Here is an 18909-nt window from a genome sequence, read left to right on the forward strand (position 1 = left end):
CCCAAAAACTCCAAACGCGATACAATAAAGGTGTTCAAGCCAATTGTAAAGCGAAAGGAGAAAAATATGGCACAAAAGGCACATAGTTTATCACACACAAAGTGGATGTGTAAATATCACATTGTGTTCACCCCTAAGTATAGACGAAAAGTCATTTATAATCCATATCGAAGTAGTTTGGAAGAAATATTCCACCGATTATGTAGTTATAAAGGTGTAGAGATTATCGAAGGACACTTAATGCCTGATCATGTACATATGTTAGTAAGTATTCCACCAAGGATAAGTGTTTCAAGTTTCATGGGTTATTTAAAAGGCAAAAGTGCACTCATGATGTTTGATAAACACGCCAACCTCAAGTACAAGTTTGGCAACCGGCATTTTTGGGCAGAAGGTTACTACGTGAGCACAGTAGGGCTTAATGAATCCACAATTAAGAAATATATCCAAGAGCAGGAAAAGCATGATATAGCACTAGATAAATTAAGTGTAAAAGAATATGAGGATCCCTTTAGGGATAGTGGTAAGTAGTACCAAGGCCTCTTTGAGAGGCAAGTGACGAGTCAAGAGCAATAAGGCTTGAACAACGTGAAAGCCAGCGTCTTTAGGCGCTGGCTGGTGATTTGGGCTTATAGCCCTGGTGCAAACCACCCGTTAGACGGGTGGTTATGATTTATACTGGCATTTTATGCAAATTTCTCAGATTATTCAAAATCTTGAAAAAGAGATGAAAGCGTTTGATAGATTTTCTAAGAAAGTGTATAATAAAAGTAGCAATATAGAAGGAGAAGTCTCATGGCAGTTAAAGATTTCATGACCCGTAAGGTAGTTTATATCAGTCCAGATACGACTGTAGCGCACGCAGCAGATTTGATGCGCGAGCAAGGTTTGCACCGTTTACCTGTTATCGAAAACGATCAATTAGTCGGATTGGTAACAGAAGGAACCATTGCGGAAGCCAGCCCATCTAAAGCAACCAGTCTCTCTATCTATGAGATGAATTATCTTCTGAATAAAACCAAAGTAAAAGACGTCATGATTCGAGATGTCGTGACGGTTTCTGGCTATGCTAGTCTAGAAGATGCGACCTACCTGATGCTGAAAAATAAAATTGGGATATTACCAGTCTTAGACAATCATCAGGTCTACGGCGTCATTACAGACCGCGATGTTTTTCAGGCTTTCTTGGAAATCGCTGGATACGGAGAAGAGGGGATCCGCGTTCGTTTTATCACAGAAAATGAAGTCGGTGTACTGGGAAAAATTGTAGCTCTAATCGTAGAAGAAAATCTAAATATCTCGCACACAGTTAACATTCCACGTAAGGATGGGAAGGTAGTCATCGAAGTTCAAATTGATGGAAAAATCGATTTGACTTCATTAAAGGATAAGTTTGAAAAAGAAGGAATTCAAGTGGAGGAAATCACTCAGACCTCTGCCAAAGTCCTTTAAACCAGAGGCTTTCGGGCCTCTTTTCTTCTGCCACAAAAAGCGATGAAAAGCAAAATATGGAAAGAAATAAGAGATTATGGTATAATAAAACGATATGAAAAGGAGTATCTATGGACATTTCAGAAATTCGTCAAAAAATTGACGCAAATCGTGAAAAATTAGCTTCTTTTAGGGGGTCTCTTTGACCTCGAAGGCTTAGAGGAAGAGATTGCCATCTTGGAAAACAAGATGACAGAACCTGATTTTTGGAACGATAATATCGCGGCCCAAAAAACGTCGCAAGAATTAAATGAATTAAAAAATACCTACAATACCTTCCGTAAAATGGAAGAGTTGCAGGATGAAGTTGAGATTTTGTTGGACTTTTTAGCAGAAGACGAGTCAGTCCATGATGAACTGGTCGAGCAGCTAACCGAGTTGGATAAGATGATGGCCAACTACGAGATGACCCTTCTCTTGTCAGAACCTTATGACCATAATAATGCCATCTTGGAAATTCATCCAGGATCTGGTGGTACTGAGGCTCAGGACTGGGGGGATATGTTGCTCCGTATGTACACTCGTTATGGAAATGCAAAAGGCTTTAAAGTAGAAGTTTTGGATTACCAGGCAGGTGATGAAGCAGGTATCAAGTCTGTGACCTTGTCTTTTGAAGGACCGAATGCTTATGGCCTACTTAAATCAGAAATGGGTGTTCACCGTTTGGTCCGTATTTCACCATTTGACTCTGCCAAACGTCGCCATACTTCATTTACATCCGTAGAGGTTATGCCTGAACTGGATGATACTATCGAAGTGGAGATTCGTGAAGATGATATCAAAATGGATACCTTCCGTTCAGGTGGTGCTGGTGGACAAAACGTCAATAAAGTTTCAACAGGAGTGCGTTTGACACACATTCCTACAGGAACTGTCGTCCAATCAACGGTCGATCGTACCCAGTATGGAAATAGAGATCGTGCCATGAAGATGTTGCAGGCTAAGCTCTATCAAATGGAGCAAGAAAAGAAAGCTGCGGAAGTTGATTCCCTCAAAGGTGAGAAAAAAGAAATCACATGGGGAAGTCAGATTCGTTCTTATGTCTTCACACCTTATACTATGGTAAAAGATCACCGTACAAGCTTTGAAGTTGCTCAGGTAGATAAGGTGATGGATGGAGACCTTGATGGTTTTATCGATGCCTACCTCAAGTGGCGAATCAGCTAAGATAGAAAGGAACTCATATGTCAATCATTGAAATGAGAGATGTTGTCAAAAAGTATGATAATGGAACGACTGCCCTGCGTGGTGTCTCTGTCACCATTGAACCAGGAGAGTTTGCCTATATCGTAGGACCTTCTGGGGCAGGTAAGTCAACCTTTATTCGAGCTTTATACCGAGAAGTAAAGATCGAAAAAGGAAGCCTATCAGTTGCAGGCTTTAATCTAGTTAAAATTAAGAAGAAAGATATCCCGCTTCTACGTCGTAGTGTTGGGGTTGTCTTTCAAGATTACAAACTCTTGCCAAAGAAAACGGTTTATGAGAATATTGCCTACGCAATGGAAGTTATCGGAGAGAATCGCCGTAACATCAAAAAACGTGTTATGGAAGTGTTGGACCTAGTAGGTTTGAAACACAAGGTTCGTTCTTTCCCGAATGAACTCTCAGGTGGAGAACAGCAACGGATTGCGATTGCCCGTGCGATTGTCAACAATCCTAAAGTATTGATTGCTGATGAACCAACAGGAAACTTGGACCCAGATAATTCGTGGGAAATTATGAATCTGTTGGAACGCATCAATCTTCAAGGTACAACTGTTTTGATGGCGACCCACAACAGCCAGATCGTAAATACCTTGCGCCACCGTGTCATTGCCATTGAAAACGGCCGTGTCGTTCGTGACGAAGCTAAAGGAGAATATGGATACGATGATTAGTAGATTTTTTCGCCATTTATTTGAATCATTAAAAAGTTTAAAACGAAATGGCTGGATGACAGTAGCAGCAGTGAGTTCGGTTATGATTACCTTAACACTCGTTGCCTTGTTTGCATCTGTAATTTTTAATACAGCAAAACTGGCTACCGATATTGAAAACAACGTTCGTGTTATGGTCTACATTCGTAAGGATGTAGCGGATAACAGTGAAACGATTGAAAAAGAAGGTCAGACAGTTACCAATAATGACTACCACAAGGTCTACGATGCTTTGAAGGCGATGCCGGCTGTTAAAAGTGTTACCTTTTCAAGTAAAGAAGAACAGTACGAAAAACTGACGGAAACAATGGGTGACGATTGGAAGGTCTTTGAAGGGGATGCAAACCCTCTCTATGACGCCTATATCGTCGATACAAATTCTCCGAGTGATGTTAAAACGGTAGCTGAAGAAGCTAAGAAAATTGAGGGAGTATCTGAGGTTCAAGATGGTGGAGCCAACACTCAACGACTTTTTGAATTGGCTTCCTTTATCCGTGTTTGGGGATTGGTTATTGCAGGGCTCTTGATTTTTATCGCAGTCTTCCTCATTTCCAATACCATCCGTATTACCATTATTTCACGTAGTCGTGAGATTCAGATCATGCGTCTTGTTGGAGCGAGAAATGGTTATATCCGTGGCCCATTCTTGCTAGAAGGTGCTTTTATTGGCTTGCTTGGCGCAGCGATTCCTTCAGTTCTTGTATTCTTTGTTTACAATATCGTTTATCAATCGGTCAATAAATCCTTGGTAGGTCAAAACTTATCAATGATTACGCCAGATGTGTTTGTCCCTTTGATGACAGTTCTACTATTTGTAATCGGAATTTTCATTGGTTCAATTGGTTCAGGGATTTCCATGCGTCGATTCTTGAAAATTTAATTGGATATAAATGCAAATTGAGATAAAAACAGAAAAACAAAACATTTTTAAAGAGAAGTTTTCGTAAACTTCTCTTTTTCCTTTTAAAAATTAAAAAAAGTAGATATTTTTTTTATAAAAGCCTTTACAAAAAAAATAAAAGTGGTATAATTAATACATAACCAAATGCAAACGTTTTCGTAAAACGTTTGCCTAAATAAAAATAAAGGAGATTTGAATGATGAAAGATACATTCAAAAATGTCTTGTCTTTCGAATTTTGGCAAAAATTCGGTAAGGCTTTGATGGTGGTTATCGCTGTTATGCCGGCTGCTGGTTTGATGATTTCAATCGGTAAGTCACTTGCAATGATTGACCCAAACCTTGCTCCCCTAGTGATTACTGGTGGCGTACTAGAGCAAATTGGTTGGGGGGTTATCGGTAACCTTCATATTTTGTTTGCCCTCGCTATTGGGGGAAGCTGGGCAAAAGAACGTGCAGGTGGTGCATTTGCAGCCGGGCTTGCCTTTATCTTGATTAACCGTATCACAGGTACTATCTTTGGAGTTACAAGTGATATGCTGAAAAACCCTGAGGCTATGGTCACTACTCTCTTTGGAGGCTCAATCAAAGTTTCTGATTACTTCATCAGTGTTCTTGAAGCACCAGCATTGAACATGGGTGTTTTTGTAGGGATTATCTCTGGTTTTGTAGGGGCAACTGCCTTTAACAAATACTACAACTACCGTAAACTTCCTGATGCGCTTTCATTCTTCAATGGGAAACGCTTCGTACCATTCGTTGTCATCCTTCGTTCAGCTATTGCAGCAATTGTACTTGCAGCTTTCTGGCCAGTAGTTCAAACAGGTATCAATAACTTTGGTATTTGGATTGCCAACTCTCAAGAAACTGCTCCAGTTCTCGCACCATTCTTGTATGGTACTTTGGAACGTTTGCTCTTGCCATTTGGTCTTCACCACATGTTGACAATCCCAATGAACTATACAGCTCTTGGTGGAACATACGAAATCCTTACTGGTGCAGCTAAAGGAACTCAAGTATTTGGTCAAGACCCACTTTGGCTTGCTTGGGTAACAGACCTTGTTAACCTTAAAGGTTCAAATGCTGACCAATACCAACACCTTCTTACAACTATCACTCCAGCTCGTTTCAAAGTTGGTCAAATGATCGGTTCATTCGGTATCTTGATGGGTGTCATCGTTGCTATCTACCGCAATGTTGATGCTGACAAGAAACACCAATACAAGGGTATGATGATTGCGACAGCCCTTGCAACATTCTTGACAGGGGTTACTGAACCTATCGAGTATATGTTTATGTTTATCGCAACACCTCTTTACCTAGTGTATGCTCTTGTTCAAGGTGCTGCCTTTGCTATGGCGGATATTGTTCACCTTCGTATGCACTCATTCGGTTCAATTGAATTCTTGACTCGTACTCCGCTAGCTATCAACGCTGGTCTTGGTATGGATATCATTAACTTTATCTGGGTAACTGTCCTCTTTGCAGTCATCATGTACTTCATTGCCAACTTTATGATTAAGAAATTCAACTATGCAACTCCAGGACGTAACGGAAACTATGAAACTGCTGAAGGAGCATCAGAAGATGCAGCTCCAGGAGAAACAAAAGTTGCAGCAGCTTCTCAAGCTGTAAATATCATTAACCTTCTTGGTGGTCGTGCAAACATCGTAGATGTAGATGCATGTATGACTCGTCTTCGTGTAACTGTTAAGGATGCAGATCGTGTTGGTACTGAGGAACAATGGAAAGCTGAAGGAGCTATGGGTCTTGTCATGAAAGGACAAGGTGTCCAAGCTATCTACGGACCAAAAGCTGACGTATTGAAATCTGATATCCAAGATATCCTTGACTCAGGTGAAGTAATTCCTGAAACTCTTCCAAGCCAAATGACAGAAGCTCAAAAGAATACTGTACACTTTAAAGGTGTAACTGAGGAAGTTTACTCAGTAGCTGATGGTCAAGTTGTTGCCTTGGAACAAGTGAAAGATCCAGTCTTTGCTCAAAAAATGATGGGTGATGGTTTTGCAGTAGAACCAGCAAATGGAAACATTGTATCTCCAGTTACAGGTACTGTATCAAGTATCTTCCCAACAAAACATGCACTTGGACTTGTTACTGAATCAGGTCTTGAAGTACTTGTTCATATTGGTTTGGATACTGTAAGTCTTGAAGGAAAACCATTTACTGTTCACGTTTCTGAAGGACAAAAAGTGGCTGCTGGTGACCTTCTTGTGACAGCTGACTTGGATGCTATCCGTGCAGCAGGTCGTGAAACATCAACAGTGGTTGTCTTTACAAATGGTGATGCTATCAAATCAGTTAAATTAGAACAAACAGGTTCTCTTGCAGCTAAAACAGCAGTTGCTAAAGTAGAATTGTAATATACTTGAGGTTGGAAGCTGTTTTCCAACCTCTTGTTTTAGGAGAAAAGCATGAAATTTTTAACACTCAATACTCATAGTTGGATGGAAAAAGAAGCAGAGGAAAAATTCCAGCTCTTGCTCCAAGATATTCTTGACAAAGATTATGACTTGATTTGTTTTCAAGAAATCAATCAAGAAATGACTTCGCCTGAGGTAGAGGTTAACAATCACTATCAAGCTTTACCATCAGCAGAACCCATTCATCAGGATCACTATGTACGACTCCTGGTTGAAAAATTGGTTGAGAAAGGGAAAAACTACTACTGGACTTGGGCTTACAATCATATCGGCTATGACCGCTACCATGAAGGTGTAGCCATCTTATCCAAAACACCGATTAAGGCGCGTGAAATTTTAGTGTCAGATGTAGATGATCCAACGGACTACCATACTCGCCGTGTTGCCTTGGCGGAGACAGAAGTTGAAGGTAAGGAGCTTACTCTTGCCAGTGTCCATCTCTCTTGGTGGGATAAAGGTTTCCAAGAAGAGTGGGCACGATTTGAGGCTGTACTAAAAGAGTTGAACAAACCTCTGATTTTAGCAGGTGATTTTAATAATCCAGCTGGTCAGGAAGGCTATCAAGCGATTTTAGCTAGTCCATTAGGTTTACAAGACGCATTTGAAGTTGCGAAAGAAAGAAGTGGTAGCTATACCGTTCCACCAGAAATTGATGGCTGGAAAGGCAATACCGAGCCGCTACGAATCGACTATGTCTTTACGACAAAAGACTTAGAAGTAGAAAGTTTGCATGTAGTTTTTGATGGTCAAAATGGTCCACAAGTCAGTGACCACTATGGTTTGAATGCTATTTTAAACTGGAAATAAAAATGAAAGGAAGTAATTCCTTTCATTTTTTGATTCTCGAACTGGACTACTGAAAATGTTTAAAATATGGTATAATGGTTAGATGAATAGAATCGAGGATAATATGTCATTTACGAAATTTCAGTTTAAAAACTATATAGAAAAGGCATTGGAGGAGTTGAAGTTTACGACTCCTACCGAAGTTCAGGAAAAGTTGATTCCTATTGTCTTGGCAGGTCGTGACTTGGTGGGCGAGTCAAAAACTGGTTCAGGAAAGACTCATACTTTCTTATTACCAATTTTCCAGCAATTAGATGAAACTAGCGATAGTGTGCAAGCAGTCATTACTGCACCAAGTCGTGAGTTGGCCACTCAAATCTACCAAGCAGCTCGTCAGATTGCAGCTCACTCAGATGTCGAAGTTCGTGTGGTTAATTATGTGGGTGGTACAGATAAGGCGCGTCAGATTGAAAAACTTGCCAGCAATCAACCACATATCGTTATCGGTACGCCAGGTCGCATCTATGACTTGGTCAAATCTGGTGATTTGGCTATTCACAAGGCCAAGACCTTTGTAGTTGATGAAGCCGATATGACCTTGGATATGGGATTTTTGGAAACCGTTGATAAGATTGCAGGGAGCCTTCCAAAAGACTTGCAATTCATGGTCTTTTCAGCAACCATTCCTCAAAAATTGCAACCGTTCTTGAAGAAATACTTGTCAAATCCTGTCATGGAAAAAATCAAGACTAAGACAGTTATCTCAGATACGATCGATAATTGGTTGATTTCGACCAAGGGCCGCGACAAGAATGCTCAAATTTACCAGCTGACTCAGTTGATGCAGCCTTATTTAGCAATGATTTTTGTTAACACAAAAACGCGTGCTGATGAGTTACATGCCTACTTGACTGCTCAAGGATTGAAGGTAGCTAAGATTCATGGAGATATTGCTCCTCGTGAACGCAAACGGATCATGAATCAGGTGAAAAATCTGGATTTTGAGTACATTGTCGCAACGGACTTGGCAGCGCGTGGAATTGACATTGAAGGCGTCAGCCATGTTATCAATGACGCCATTCCGCAAGACTTGTCCTTCTTTGTTCACCGAGTTGGACGTACTGGGCGCAACGGTCTACCTGGTACAGCGATTACCCTTTACCAGCCTAGTGATGACTCGGATATCCGTGAGTTGGAGAAATTAGGGATTAAGTTTACTCCTAAGATGGTCAAAGACGGAGAGTTTCAAGATACCTATGACCGTGATCGTCGTGCCAATCGTGAAAAGAAGCAGGATAAGCTTGATATCGAAATGATTGGCTTGGTCAAAAAGAAAAAGAAAAAAGTTAAACCGGGTTATAAGAAGAAAATCAAATGGGCGGTTGATGAAAAACGCCGCAAAACCAAGCGTGCTGAAAATCGCGCACGTGGGCGTGCTGAGCGAAAAGCTAAACGCCAAACATTTTAAGAACAAAATTGGAGCTGAATGGCTCCTTTTTGTAACTTCATTTTATAAATTATCGAAAAGAATGCAAAAATGAGTAAAAAGTGGTATAATGATAAGGTTATATAGTCCCGATAAGATGGTAGAAATTTCTATCAGTACTTTGTAACTCGCAAAGAATGATGGCTCCAAAGTCGCTCGTCCTTCTACGGTTGTCGCTATAAAGCGGTCACCCTATGCGCCTTACTAGCTTCAGAAATAAAAAAATATCGTTTTATTTCTTTCGCGTCGTAACTCTTAGACTATAGAAATACCTATCAGTACTTTGTAACTCTATAACAATATTTTTTAAGGGGGGACATTTTTATGTCAGAACGTAAATTATTCACGTCTGAATCTGTATCTGAGGGGCATCCGGATAAGATTGCAGACCAAATTTCAGATGCGATTTTGGATGCTATTTTAGCAAAGGATCCAGAGGCGCACGTTGCTGCTGAGACAGCTGTGTACACGGGTTCTGTCCATGTTTTTGGTGAAATTTCTACGAATGCCTATGTGGATATTAACCGTGTGGTTCGTGATACCATTGCAGAGATTGGCTATACGAATGCAGAATATGGTTTTTCTGCGGAAACAGTTGGAGTTCATCCATCGCTTGTTGAGCAGTCACCGGATATCGCCCAAGGTGTTAACGAAGCCTTGGAAGTCCGTGGAAATGCAGATCAAGATCCGCTTGACTTGATTGGTGCTGGTGACCAAGGTCTCATGTTTGGATTTGCAGTGGATGAGACAGAAGAACTCATGCCATTGCCAATCTCACTCAGCCACAAACTGGTTCGTCGCTTGGCAGAACTTCGTAAGTCTGGTGAAATCAGCTATCTTCGCCCAGACGCAAAATCACAAGTTACAGTTGAGTATGATGAAAATGATCGTCCGGTACGTGTGGACACAGTCGTTATTTCAACTCAGCACGATCCAGAAGTTAGCAATGAACAAATCCATCAAGATGTGATTGACAAGGTTATCAAAGAAGTTATTCCAGCTTCCTACTTGGATGAGCAAACAAAATTCTTCATCAACCCGACCGGCCGCTTTGTAATCGGTGGACCTCAAGGAGACTCAGGTTTGACTGGTCGCAAGATTATCGTGGATACCTATGGTGGCTACTCTCGTCATGGTGGTGGTGCCTTCTCTGGTAAGGATGCGACGAAGGTGGACCGTTCAGCCTCTTATGCAGCTCGCTACATTGCTAAGAATATCGTTGCAGCAGGTCTTGCTAAGAAAGTAGAAGTGCAATTGGCCTATGCCATCGGTGTGGCACAGCCTGTTTCTGTTCGTATCGATACTTTTGGTACAGGAACAGTAGCTGAAAGCAAACTTGAAAAAGCAGCGCGTCAAATCTTTGATCTTCGCCCTGCAGGAATTATCCAAATGCTGGATCTTAAACGTCCAATTTACCGTCAAACAGCGGCATATGGTCACATGGGACGTACAGATATTGACCTTCCATGGGAACGTTTAGACAAGGTAGAGGCTTTGAAAGAAGCGGTGAAATAAAATAAAAAAGATTGGTAGTTGTGTACTACCAATCTTTTTTGTAAGTGAAGACCAGCTTTTAAGTTGGTCTTCTTATTTTATAGGGATTGAAATCTCAATCAATTTATCCGAATAGAGGGTTTTGATATTGGCTTCATCGATGCTTCCCTTGTCGATTTTACGTTTCAAGAAGAAGTCTTGGATGGTTTCAATTTCGGGTTCACGAATAGCACGGTGTTTGTTGGAAATGAGGATTTCATAGTGAAGCGGGGCTTGTGTGAAAACCACATCTGTATTTCCGGCCGAATAGACCTCGACAAGAGTTGCGTCAGTACTTTCTAATTGGCTTTTAACAAGTTGCGAGTGTGAATTAGTCGTGTTGATAAGCTTCATAACAGTTCCTCCGATTTTCTAACTCTATTATAGCACTTTTTGGATAAAATCGTGTATTTTAGCCAATTCTATGCTGGATTTTCCAAGCTTCAATTCCCCATTTATGGCTACCACGTTTGAGTTTTTCAATTGCTTCATCAATAGGAAACCAAGTAATATGATTAAAATCTTCCAATGGTTTTTGTACTTCTTGGAAAGAAATAGCTTCATAGAGATAAGCTGGATTGTAGTAGTAGGTATCACGGTGGCGAGAGTAGAAATACTCATCAGCTTGCCCATAATAGGTCCCAATCTCAGCTGTAAAGCCAAGTTCTTCGATTAGTTCTCTTTTCAGTGCTTCTTGATGATCTTCGCCTGCTTCAATCTCTCCACCTGGCAAGAACCAAGCACCATTGGGAGCTTGGACTAAGACGATTTGTTTTTTTTCCGCATCCGGAATAACTGCGTACACACCATAGCGGGGCTGGTAGGTCACATTCTCTTTTTTATCACCAAAATTTGGGTTTGCCATTGCATTTTCCTCATTCTCTAGTATCTTTATTATTATCATAATGGACGAGGGGCTAGCTGTCAAGAATAAACCAACGAACTTGTGCAGAAATAGCTACTTTGTCTTGATCAATACTTATCTAGTTAAACTTTCCAACTCTCGTACTATAACTGGTATAATAAAAGAGAGGTGATTTTATGGCAGAATCAAGACTATTTCGTATCCTATATCTACTTTTAGAAAAAGGTAGCATAACGGCTCCTGAATTAGCCCGATTATTTGAAGTATCTGTACGAACGATTTATCGCGATATTGAGCGGTTGAGTATGGCGGGAATCCCTCTATATTCAGTACCTGGAAAGGCGGGCGGAATCTTTTTAATGAAGGACTTTGTTCTGGATCGTACTCTCGTATCGGAGGATGAAAAATTAGAACTTCTGTCAGCTTTGCAAGGGATTCGAGCTCTGACAAATGACAGACAAGATCTGTTACTTGAAAAGTTGGAATCTATTTTTCAAGTTTCTACCAGTCCTTGGATAGAAGTAGACTTGACTGACTGGAGAAAGCGAGAAGGTCAAAAAGAATTATTTGATAACATCAAACATGCTATTCTAGAGAAAAGGCAACTGGTGATTACTTATCTAGGTGGGTGTGGTCAGAAAACGATTCGTACAGTCGAGCCCTTTAGACTCGTATTTAAAAAGAGAGATTGGTACCTTCATGCCTACTGTTGTTTGAAGGAAGAGTGGCGTTTTTTCAAATTGTCTAGAATTAGGAAATATCACCTAACAACTGAAACTGTGAAGCAGAAAAATGTGGAGGATTGGGTTGATGGTTCAGATCAAGTGGCACATCAAATCAAAGCTTCCTTGAAGTTTAGTCCCAAGCTTGCTTTCCGGGTTTATGAAGATTTTTCAGAAGATGAGATTAGCTTGGGGAAAGATGGGTGTTATTATGTCAAGACAGTCCTACCAGAGCATGAAAGTCTGTATACTTACCTCCTGTCTTATCTAGATGGGGTGGAAATACTCGCCCCCAATCATCTGAAGAAGGAATTGCTTTCTAGATTAGAAAAAATCCAAAAACTTTACAAACCTTGACAAAAGATGTCAGGGTTTTGGTGCTATACTAGAGATAGAAAGGAGAAGAACCAAATGAAATACGAACGGAGAAAAGAAGCAAAAGATCTTTATCAAGTGAAAGCTAGGCCCAGCATCCTGCAGGTACCAGGTCAATCCTATATCGTGATTGATGGTAAAGGTGATCCAAATCAAGAAGATTTTTCAGAACGCGTAGGGGCCTTATATGCCTTAGCCTATGCGATAAAGATGAAGTATAAAAAAGCTCCTCTGGATGAGGTTTACACTGATTTTACTGTCTTTCCTTTAGAAGGTGTATGGAAAAAGGAGAAGGAGGGAGAACTGGTAAAAAGTGAGCTTTCTTATAGCATTATGATTGGGCAACCCGATTTTATTACGAGAGAACTATTTGAAAAAGCTTTGGAAGAGGTGAAAATCAAGAAGCCAAATCCTCTCTATGAGGTTGTTCGTTTTGAAAAAATAGAAGAATGCCCAAGCCTTGCTATGCTTCATGTAGGACCTTTTGATACTGAAAATGAGACTTTTGCAGAGATGGAGTATTTTTGTCAACTTCATAAGCTCAAAAGAACTTCGGAAGTCCACCGAGAAATTTATCTCAATAATCTTCATCGAACGGAGCCAAGCAAATTAAAAACAATTCTTCGCTATCAAGTTCAAGAAGAGAATTAAAAAAGAACAGGAAACAAGATTTCCTGTTCTTTTTTATGAGTTCTAATCTTCTCTTTCAGAAGTATTCTCTTTGATTTTTTCAGTTTTTTTGGCAGATTTGATTTGAATCTTACCATTGCTTGTCATGACTGCCTTGAGGTCTTTTTCACTTGGGTTTTCAAGGTAGTAGTCTGTGATGGCATCCTCGATATGGTCTTGAATGGTACGGCGGAGTGGGCGTGCTCCCATTTTTGGATCATAACCTAAGTCAACCAACTTTTCCTTGACCTTGTCTGTCACATCGAGGTGGATATTGTTGCTAGAGAGGCGTTTGTTGACATCCGCTAGCATGAGTTCGACGATTTGGAGAAGGTTGTCCTTGCTGAGAGGTTTAAATTCGATGATGCCATCAAAACGGTTCATAAACTCTGGACTAAAGAAGTTGCCGAGTTCACCGAGAACAGAGTTGGTTCGACCTTCACGAGCAGCTCCAAAACCAACGCTGGCTTCGGCCTTACCAGTACCCGCATTTGAGGTCATGATAATGATGGCATCCTTAAAGCTAACTGTACGTCCTTGCCCATCTGTCAAACGACCATCATCCAAGACTTGAAGGAACATGTGCATCACATCTGGGTGGGCTTTTTCAACTTCATCGAGAAGGATGAGTGAGTAAGGATTGCGACGAACCTTTTCAGTCAGTTGACCAGCTTCATCATAGCCTACATAGCCTGGAGGGGCACCGACTAATTTAGCCACACTGTGTTTTTCCATGTATTCACTCATATCAAAGCGAATCATGCTGTCAGCAGAGCCAAAGAGCTCAATGGCTAGTTGTTTGGAAAGTTCTGTCTTACCGACACCAGTTGGTCCGACAAAGAGGAAACTTCCGATTGGCCGGTTAGGAGTTCCAAGCCCAACTCGATTACGACGGATGGCCTTGGCAATCTTATCAACAGCTTCATCTTGACCAATGACATGAGCTTTGAGGTCGTCTGCTAGATGGATAAGCTGAGACTGTTCTTTTTCTTTGAGTTCTCCGACAGGAATATTGGTTTTCTGCTCAATGATATGTTCAATGGTTTTCTCGCTAATGATAGGAGTATCTTGGTCAGTCACCTTGTTTTTCTGCATTTCCTTATACTTGGCAATCTGATCGCGGAAATAGGCAGCTTTTTCAAAGTCTTCCTCTCGTGTAGCCTGAGCCTTGAGATTTTCAGCTTCAATTAGACGCTGATCAATCACTTTAGGATCAACAAAGTTTAGCGTCAGATTCATCTTAGAACCAGCTTCATCTAACAGGTCAATAGCCTTGTCTGGCAAGAAGCGGTCTTGGATGTATCGGTTGGAAAGAGTAGCAGCAGCTTCGATAGCAGCGTCTGTGTACTTGACGTGATGATAGTCTTCGTATTTTTTTTGAACCCCTTTGAGGATGGTAATGGTTTCTTCGACAGTTGGTTCATCTACCTTGACAGGCTGCATACGGCGTTCGAGGGCAGCATCTTTTTCAATGATACGGTATTCATTGAGAGTAGTTGCGCCGACCAGTTGCAATTCACCACGGGCAAGGGCTGGTTTGAGGATATTTCCTGCATCCATATTGCCATCACCAGCAGATCCAGCGCCAACAATTTCATGGATTTCATCGATAAAGAGGATGATGTCCTCGCGTTTGCGAATTTCTTCCATGAGTTTTTGCATACGTTCTTCAAATTGGCCTCGAATCCCTGTTCCTTGAACTAGGCTAACCACATCCAGACGGATGACCTGCTTGCCTTGGAGTTTATGGGGAACATCACCATCGACAATCTTCTGAGCTAGACCTTCGACAACGGCAGTTTTACCGACACCTGGTTCTCCGATAAGGACAGGGTTGTTCTTGGTTCGACGGTTGAGAATTTCGATAACGCGGATAATCTCCTCGTCTCGGCCGATAACAGGGTCAATATCTCCTCGACGAGCTATTTCAGTCACGTTGATACCATATTCCTCTAGGAGCCCTCTTTCTTGGCTAGGAGGAGGTGTTTGAACAGGTCCGCGGTTTTGAGGTCCGTATCCCCCATTGCCTCCGTATCCCCCGCCGGATTGAGTTGGAGGGACGTTATTTGAAGAAGCCCTGAAATTGTTCAAATCATTGAAAAAGTCTCCGAAAGGATCAAAGTCATGATTGTTTAAATCAGTCATTCCTTTAAAGAGGGTATTATTTGGATCTGTTTTGATAATTTTATAGCAATTTTGACAGAGATCAATTTGCTTTTGCTGTCCATTGATATTGGTATACAGATGAATTGTTGAGTCGTTAATTTTACAGTTTTGACAGAGCATACATCTACCTCATTTCATTCGTATTCTTGACCTAAAAAAAGGTCAAGAATAGTCAAAGTTTTATACTCTCATTATAGCATGATTAAGGTGTAAAGCAAGTAAAAAGATTGGGAAGTGGTCGTTTTTAAAAGAAGGATTTATGGAGAATCAAGCGACATTGAAGGTAAGAAAAAATCCCATTTGTTGTGACAAAAAGGATTCTCATTTATCGGGCCTTACTGCCCGTTGTTTTTATATTAGTAAAGGAGTTCGTAGATCTCCATTGCAATCAAATCAATGCTATCAAAGGTATAAGTTTCACGAGCCTCTACATCGCGAAGGGTGAAGAGTGATCCGTTTTCTTCGTCGTGGCTGTATGCAACTTCTGCGACAACAACACCTTCACGTTCAAAATTACGTTTTAGATTTCCACCATCTTTTGTCATTGCTTCTAGGCGGTTAATGATTCTAACCAAATGTGATTCCATTTTGATTCTCCTCCATTTCTTATCGTTTCTATTTTACCATAAACAAGAGGTAGTTGACTAGAAAAAAACTGTGATTTCTCTCTATTTCTCTATTCTATCAAGTTAATTGTTAAAATTGGTGAAAAAAGATTGCATTTTAATTCAATTCATGTTATAATCATACAATCTAATACATAGAAAGTTGATTGAATATGAATTTTTCTTTTTTACCAAAGTATTTACCATATTTTAACTATGGTGCTCTGATTACCGTGTTAATTTCCATCCTTGTCGTCTGCTTAGGGACTATTATAGGTGTGTTACTGGCCTTTGCCCAACGTTCACGCTTTAAACCGCTCGTTTGGTTTGCAAATGTGTATGTTTGGATTTTCCGTGGGACGCCAATGATGGTTCAGATTATGATTGCCTTTGCTCTTATGCATATCAATGCTCCGACTATCCAAGTGGGAATTTTAGGAGTTGATCTTTCTCGTTTGATTCCTGGTATTCTGATTATTTCTATGAATAGTGGTGCTTACGTTTCAGAAACTGTTCGTGCAGGAATCAATGCGGTTCCTAAAGGGCAGTTAGAGGCCGCTTACTCTCTTGGTATTCGTCCGAAAAATGCCATGCGTTATGTCATTTTGCCACAAGCTATCAAAAATATTCTTCCAGCTCTGGGAAATGAATTTATCACCATTATCAAGGATAGTTCCCTCTTGTCTGCGATTGGGGTGATGGAGTTGTGGAATGGTGCGACGACAGTAGCAACAACAACTTATTTACCGTTGACTCCCCTTTTATTTGCAGCCTTTTACTATTTGATTATGACCTCTGTTTTGACAGTGGCGTTGAAAGCATTTGAAAAACATATTGGACAAGGAGACAAGAAATAATGACAGAAACCTTGATTAAAATTGAAGAACTACATAAGTCTTTTGGGAAAAATGAAGTTTTAAAAGGCATCAACCTTGAGATTAAACGAGGAGAAGTTGTGGTCATTATCGGTCCGTCAGGGAGCGGGAAATCAACTCTCCTTCGTTCGATGAATCTCCTTGAAGAAGCAAGTAAAGGTAAGGTTATCTTTGAAGGAGTTGATATCACTGATAAGAAAAATGACCTTTTTGCCATGCGTGAAAAGATGGGTATGGTATTCCAACAATTCAACCTTTTTCCTAATATGACAGCGATGGAAAATATCACTTTATCACCAATTAAAACCAAAGGTGAAAGCAAGGAAGTTGCGGAGAAAAGAGCACAGGAACTGTTAGAAAAAGTTGGTTTGCCAGATAAGGCAACGGCCTACCCACAGAGTTTGTCAGGTGGTCAGCAACAACGGATTGCCATTGCACGTGGACTTGCTATGGAACCAGATGTTTTGCTCTTTGATGAGCCGACTTCAGCCCTAGACCCTGAGATGGTTGGAGAAGTCCTAGCTGTTATGCAAGACCTTGCTAAATCAGGGATGACTATGGTGATTGTGACGCATGAAATGGGCTTTGCGCGTGAGGTAGCAGACCGTGTTATCTTTATGGCGGATGGAGTTGTTGTCGAAGATGGAACGCCAGAAGAGATTTTCGATCAAACAAAAGAACAACGGACCAAGGAATTTTTGAGTAAGGTTTTGTAAGACCTCATTTTTAGAAGAAATGGAGTAGGCATCATGGCTTCCAGTAAAGAATATTTAGATTTCATTCTCGAACAGCTATCAGAGCTAGAGGAGATGAGTTATCGTCCAATGATGGGAGAGTATATCCTTTATTATCGTGGGAAGATTATTGGGGGAATCTATGATAATCGTTTGTTACTGAAGCCTGTGAAGGTGGTCATGGATCAATTGAGACAGACTAGGCTTGAACGTCCTTATGAAGGAGCTAAGGAGATGATTTTGATAGAAGACATTGAAGATAAGTCATGTCTAATCAGATTAATCAAGGAGATGTATGAAGTCTTACCGGATCCAAAAGTCAAAAAGAAAGCATGACAAATTCACCTAGTATAAATAGGCATAAAGGCTCGATACGAGCTTTTTCTTATAGTTTCAGACTATAAGGTCCATTAGTCAAGAAATGTTAGAATGACAAGGTATTTTTTGTTATAATAGAGAATATCTGATAGAAAAGAGAAGAGATATGGTACAGATTATTGATGGGAAGGCTCTTGCGGCTAAGTTACAAGGACAGTTGGCTGAAAAGACTGCCAAACTAAAAGAAGAAACAGGTCTAGTTCCAGGATTGGTAGTGATTTTGGTGGGGGACAATCCTGCCAGCCAAGTCTACGTTCGCAATAAGGAACGGTCAGCTCTCGCTGCTGGCTTCCGTAGTGAAGTAGTGCGAGTTCCAGAGGCCATTACCCAAGCGGAATTGTTGGATTTGATTGCCAAATACAATCAAGATCCAGCTTGGCATGGGATTTTGGTCCAGTTACCTTTACCAAAACATATTGATGAAGAGGCAGTTTTATTAGCCATTAACCCCGAAAAAGACGTGGATGGTTTTCATCCTCTAAACATGGGTCGCCTCTGGTCTGGTCATCCAGTTATGATTCCTTCGACACCTGCAGGAATTATGGAGATGTTTCATGAATATGGGATTGATCTAGAAGGTAAAAATGCGGTTGTTATCGGTCGCTCAAATATCGTTGGAAAACCGATGGCTCAGCTTCTTTTAGCCAAGAATGCGACTGTGACCTTGACCCACTCACGGACCCATCATCTTGCCAAGGTGGCTGCTAAGGCAGATATTCTTGTGGTTGCAATCGGTCGTGCTAAGTTTGTGACTCCAGACTTTGTCAAACCAGGAGCGGTTGTCATTGACGTTGGGATGAACCGAGATGAAAATGGCAAGCTTTGTGGAGATGTTGACTATGATGCCGTTGCACCACTTGCCAGTCACATCACCCCTGTACCGGGTGGAGTTGGTCCTATGACGATTACCATGCTAATGGAGCAAACCTATCAAGCAGCGCTTCGAACACTAAACAAGGACTAG

Annotated in this window: 19 protein-coding genes; 15 read left to right on the forward strand and 4 right to left on the reverse strand. The window is 40.9% G+C overall.

The annotated features are described in order from the left end of the window. Nucleotides 1–66: 66 nt before the first annotated feature. The 9 genes from tnpA (at nucleotide 67) to metK (ending at nucleotide 10538) form a co-directional block, all read left to right on the forward strand. Nucleotides 67–531: an IS200/IS605 family transposase gene (tnpA, locus tag ATE37_RS06850; RefSeq protein WP_084868467.1), complete on the forward strand. Its 465-nt coding sequence runs from the start codon at nucleotides 67–69 to the stop codon at nucleotides 529–531. A gap of 264 nt (nucleotides 532–795) precedes the next feature. After that, nucleotides 796–1452, forward strand: coding sequence for a CBS domain-containing protein (locus ATE37_RS06855; protein ID WP_084868468.1), 657 nt, complete (start codon nucleotides 796–798; stop codon nucleotides 1450–1452). A 110-nt stretch (nucleotides 1453–1562) separates the two neighbouring features. Further along, nucleotides 1563–2658 (forward strand): peptide chain release factor 2 gene (gene prfB / locus ATE37_RS06865; protein ID WP_142357779.1). Its coding sequence is split into 2 segments (ribosomal slippage): nucleotides 1563–1634 and nucleotides 1636–2658, totalling 1095 coding nucleotides; the frame shifts between segments, so codons are not numbered across the junction. 17 nt (nucleotides 2659–2675) lie between these two features. Further along, on the forward strand, nucleotides 2676–3368 hold the full coding sequence (gene ftsE / locus ATE37_RS06870; RefSeq protein WP_000022271.1) for a cell division ATP-binding protein FtsE: 693 nt from the start codon (nucleotides 2676–2678) through the stop codon (nucleotides 3366–3368). After that, the gene (ftsX, locus tag ATE37_RS06875; protein ID WP_000625557.1) at nucleotides 3361–4287 is read left to right on the forward strand and encodes a permease-like cell division protein FtsX; all 927 of its coding nucleotides are present in this window, start codon (nucleotides 3361–3363) and stop codon (nucleotides 4285–4287) included. Before ftsE ends, ftsX begins: the two co-directional genes overlap by 8 nt. Nucleotides 4288–4504: 217 nt before the next feature. Then, the gene (locus ATE37_RS06880; RefSeq protein WP_084868469.1) at nucleotides 4505–6691 is read left to right on the forward strand and encodes a PTS transporter subunit IIBC; all 2187 of its coding nucleotides are present in this window, start codon (nucleotides 4505–4507) and stop codon (nucleotides 6689–6691) included. 51 nt (nucleotides 6692–6742) lie between these two features. Next, the gene (locus tag ATE37_RS06885; RefSeq protein ID WP_084868470.1) at nucleotides 6743–7558 is read left to right on the forward strand and encodes an endonuclease/exonuclease/phosphatase family protein; all 816 of its coding nucleotides are present in this window, start codon (nucleotides 6743–6745) and stop codon (nucleotides 7556–7558) included. A gap of 103 nt (nucleotides 7559–7661) precedes the next feature. Further along, nucleotides 7662–9005 (forward strand): DEAD/DEAH box helicase, encoded by a 1344-nt coding sequence (locus tag ATE37_RS06890; RefSeq protein WP_061418111.1) that lies wholly within the window; start codon nucleotides 7662–7664, stop codon nucleotides 9003–9005. Between the two features lie 342 nt (nucleotides 9006–9347). Further along, entirely contained in the window at nucleotides 9348–10538 is a 1191-nt protein-coding gene (gene metK, locus ATE37_RS06900) for a methionine adenosyltransferase (protein WP_084868471.1), read from the forward strand. A 72-nt stretch (nucleotides 10539–10610) separates the two neighbouring features. Here metK and ATE37_RS06905 read toward each other — a convergent pair whose 3' ends face one another. Beyond that, nucleotides 10611–10910, reverse strand: a complete 300-nt coding sequence (locus ATE37_RS06905; protein ID WP_000767205.1) for a DUF1827 family protein — start codon at nucleotides 10908–10910, stop codon at nucleotides 10611–10613. A gap of 58 nt (nucleotides 10911–10968) precedes the next feature. After that, on the reverse strand, nucleotides 10969–11421 hold the full coding sequence (locus tag ATE37_RS06910) for an NUDIX hydrolase (protein WP_084868472.1): 453 nt from the start codon (nucleotides 11419–11421) through the stop codon (nucleotides 10969–10971). Between the two features lie 176 nt (nucleotides 11422–11597). On the opposite strand from ATE37_RS06910, the gene ATE37_RS06915 reads away from it, so the two are divergent. Next, nucleotides 11598–12500 (forward strand): helix-turn-helix transcriptional regulator, encoded by a 903-nt coding sequence (locus tag ATE37_RS06915; protein WP_084868473.1) that lies wholly within the window; start codon nucleotides 11598–11600, stop codon nucleotides 12498–12500. A gap of 54 nt (nucleotides 12501–12554) precedes the next feature. Continuing rightward, the gene (locus ATE37_RS06920; protein WP_084868474.1) at nucleotides 12555–13169 is read left to right on the forward strand and encodes a GyrI-like domain-containing protein; all 615 of its coding nucleotides are present in this window, start codon (nucleotides 12555–12557) and stop codon (nucleotides 13167–13169) included. Between the two features lie 42 nt (nucleotides 13170–13211). On the opposite strand, the gene ATE37_RS06925 is transcribed toward ATE37_RS06920, so the two are convergent. Both ATE37_RS06925 and ATE37_RS06930 read right to left on the reverse strand, forming a co-directional pair. Further along, nucleotides 13212–15473 (reverse strand): ATP-dependent Clp protease ATP-binding subunit, encoded by a 2262-nt coding sequence (locus ATE37_RS06925; RefSeq protein WP_084868475.1) that lies wholly within the window; start codon nucleotides 15471–15473, stop codon nucleotides 13212–13214. Nucleotides 15474–15709: 236 nt separating this feature from the next. Further along, nucleotides 15710–15940, reverse strand: coding sequence for a DUF1797 family protein (locus tag ATE37_RS06930; RefSeq protein WP_000443577.1), 231 nt, complete (start codon nucleotides 15938–15940; stop codon nucleotides 15710–15712). Nucleotides 15941–16131: 191 nt separating this feature from the next. On the opposite strand from ATE37_RS06930, the gene ATE37_RS06935 reads away from it, so the two are divergent. From ATE37_RS06935 to ATE37_RS06950, 4 genes are all read left to right on the forward strand, one after another. Next, complete coding sequence (locus tag ATE37_RS06935; protein WP_001011622.1) at nucleotides 16132–16815, forward strand: amino acid ABC transporter permease; 684 nt, start codon at nucleotides 16132–16134, stop codon at nucleotides 16813–16815. Continuing rightward, nucleotides 16815–17549 (forward strand): amino acid ABC transporter ATP-binding protein, encoded by a 735-nt coding sequence (locus tag ATE37_RS06940; protein WP_000140922.1) that lies wholly within the window; start codon nucleotides 16815–16817, stop codon nucleotides 17547–17549. The genes ATE37_RS06935 and ATE37_RS06940 overlap by 1 nt, the downstream gene beginning before the upstream one ends. 33 nt (nucleotides 17550–17582) lie before the next feature. Continuing rightward, nucleotides 17583–17903: a TfoX/Sxy family protein gene (locus ATE37_RS06945; RefSeq protein WP_084868476.1), complete on the forward strand. Its 321-nt coding sequence runs from the start codon at nucleotides 17583–17585 to the stop codon at nucleotides 17901–17903. A 148-nt stretch (nucleotides 17904–18051) separates the two neighbouring features. After that, the gene (locus ATE37_RS06950; protein WP_084868477.1) at nucleotides 18052–18909 is read left to right on the forward strand and encodes a bifunctional methylenetetrahydrofolate dehydrogenase/methenyltetrahydrofolate cyclohydrolase; all 858 of its coding nucleotides are present in this window, start codon (nucleotides 18052–18054) and stop codon (nucleotides 18907–18909) included.

This window comes from Streptococcus oralis subsp. tigurinus (genome assembly GCF_002093575.1).
Taxonomy (GTDB): Bacteria; Bacillota; Bacilli; order Lactobacillales; family Streptococcaceae; genus Streptococcus; species Streptococcus oralis_CH.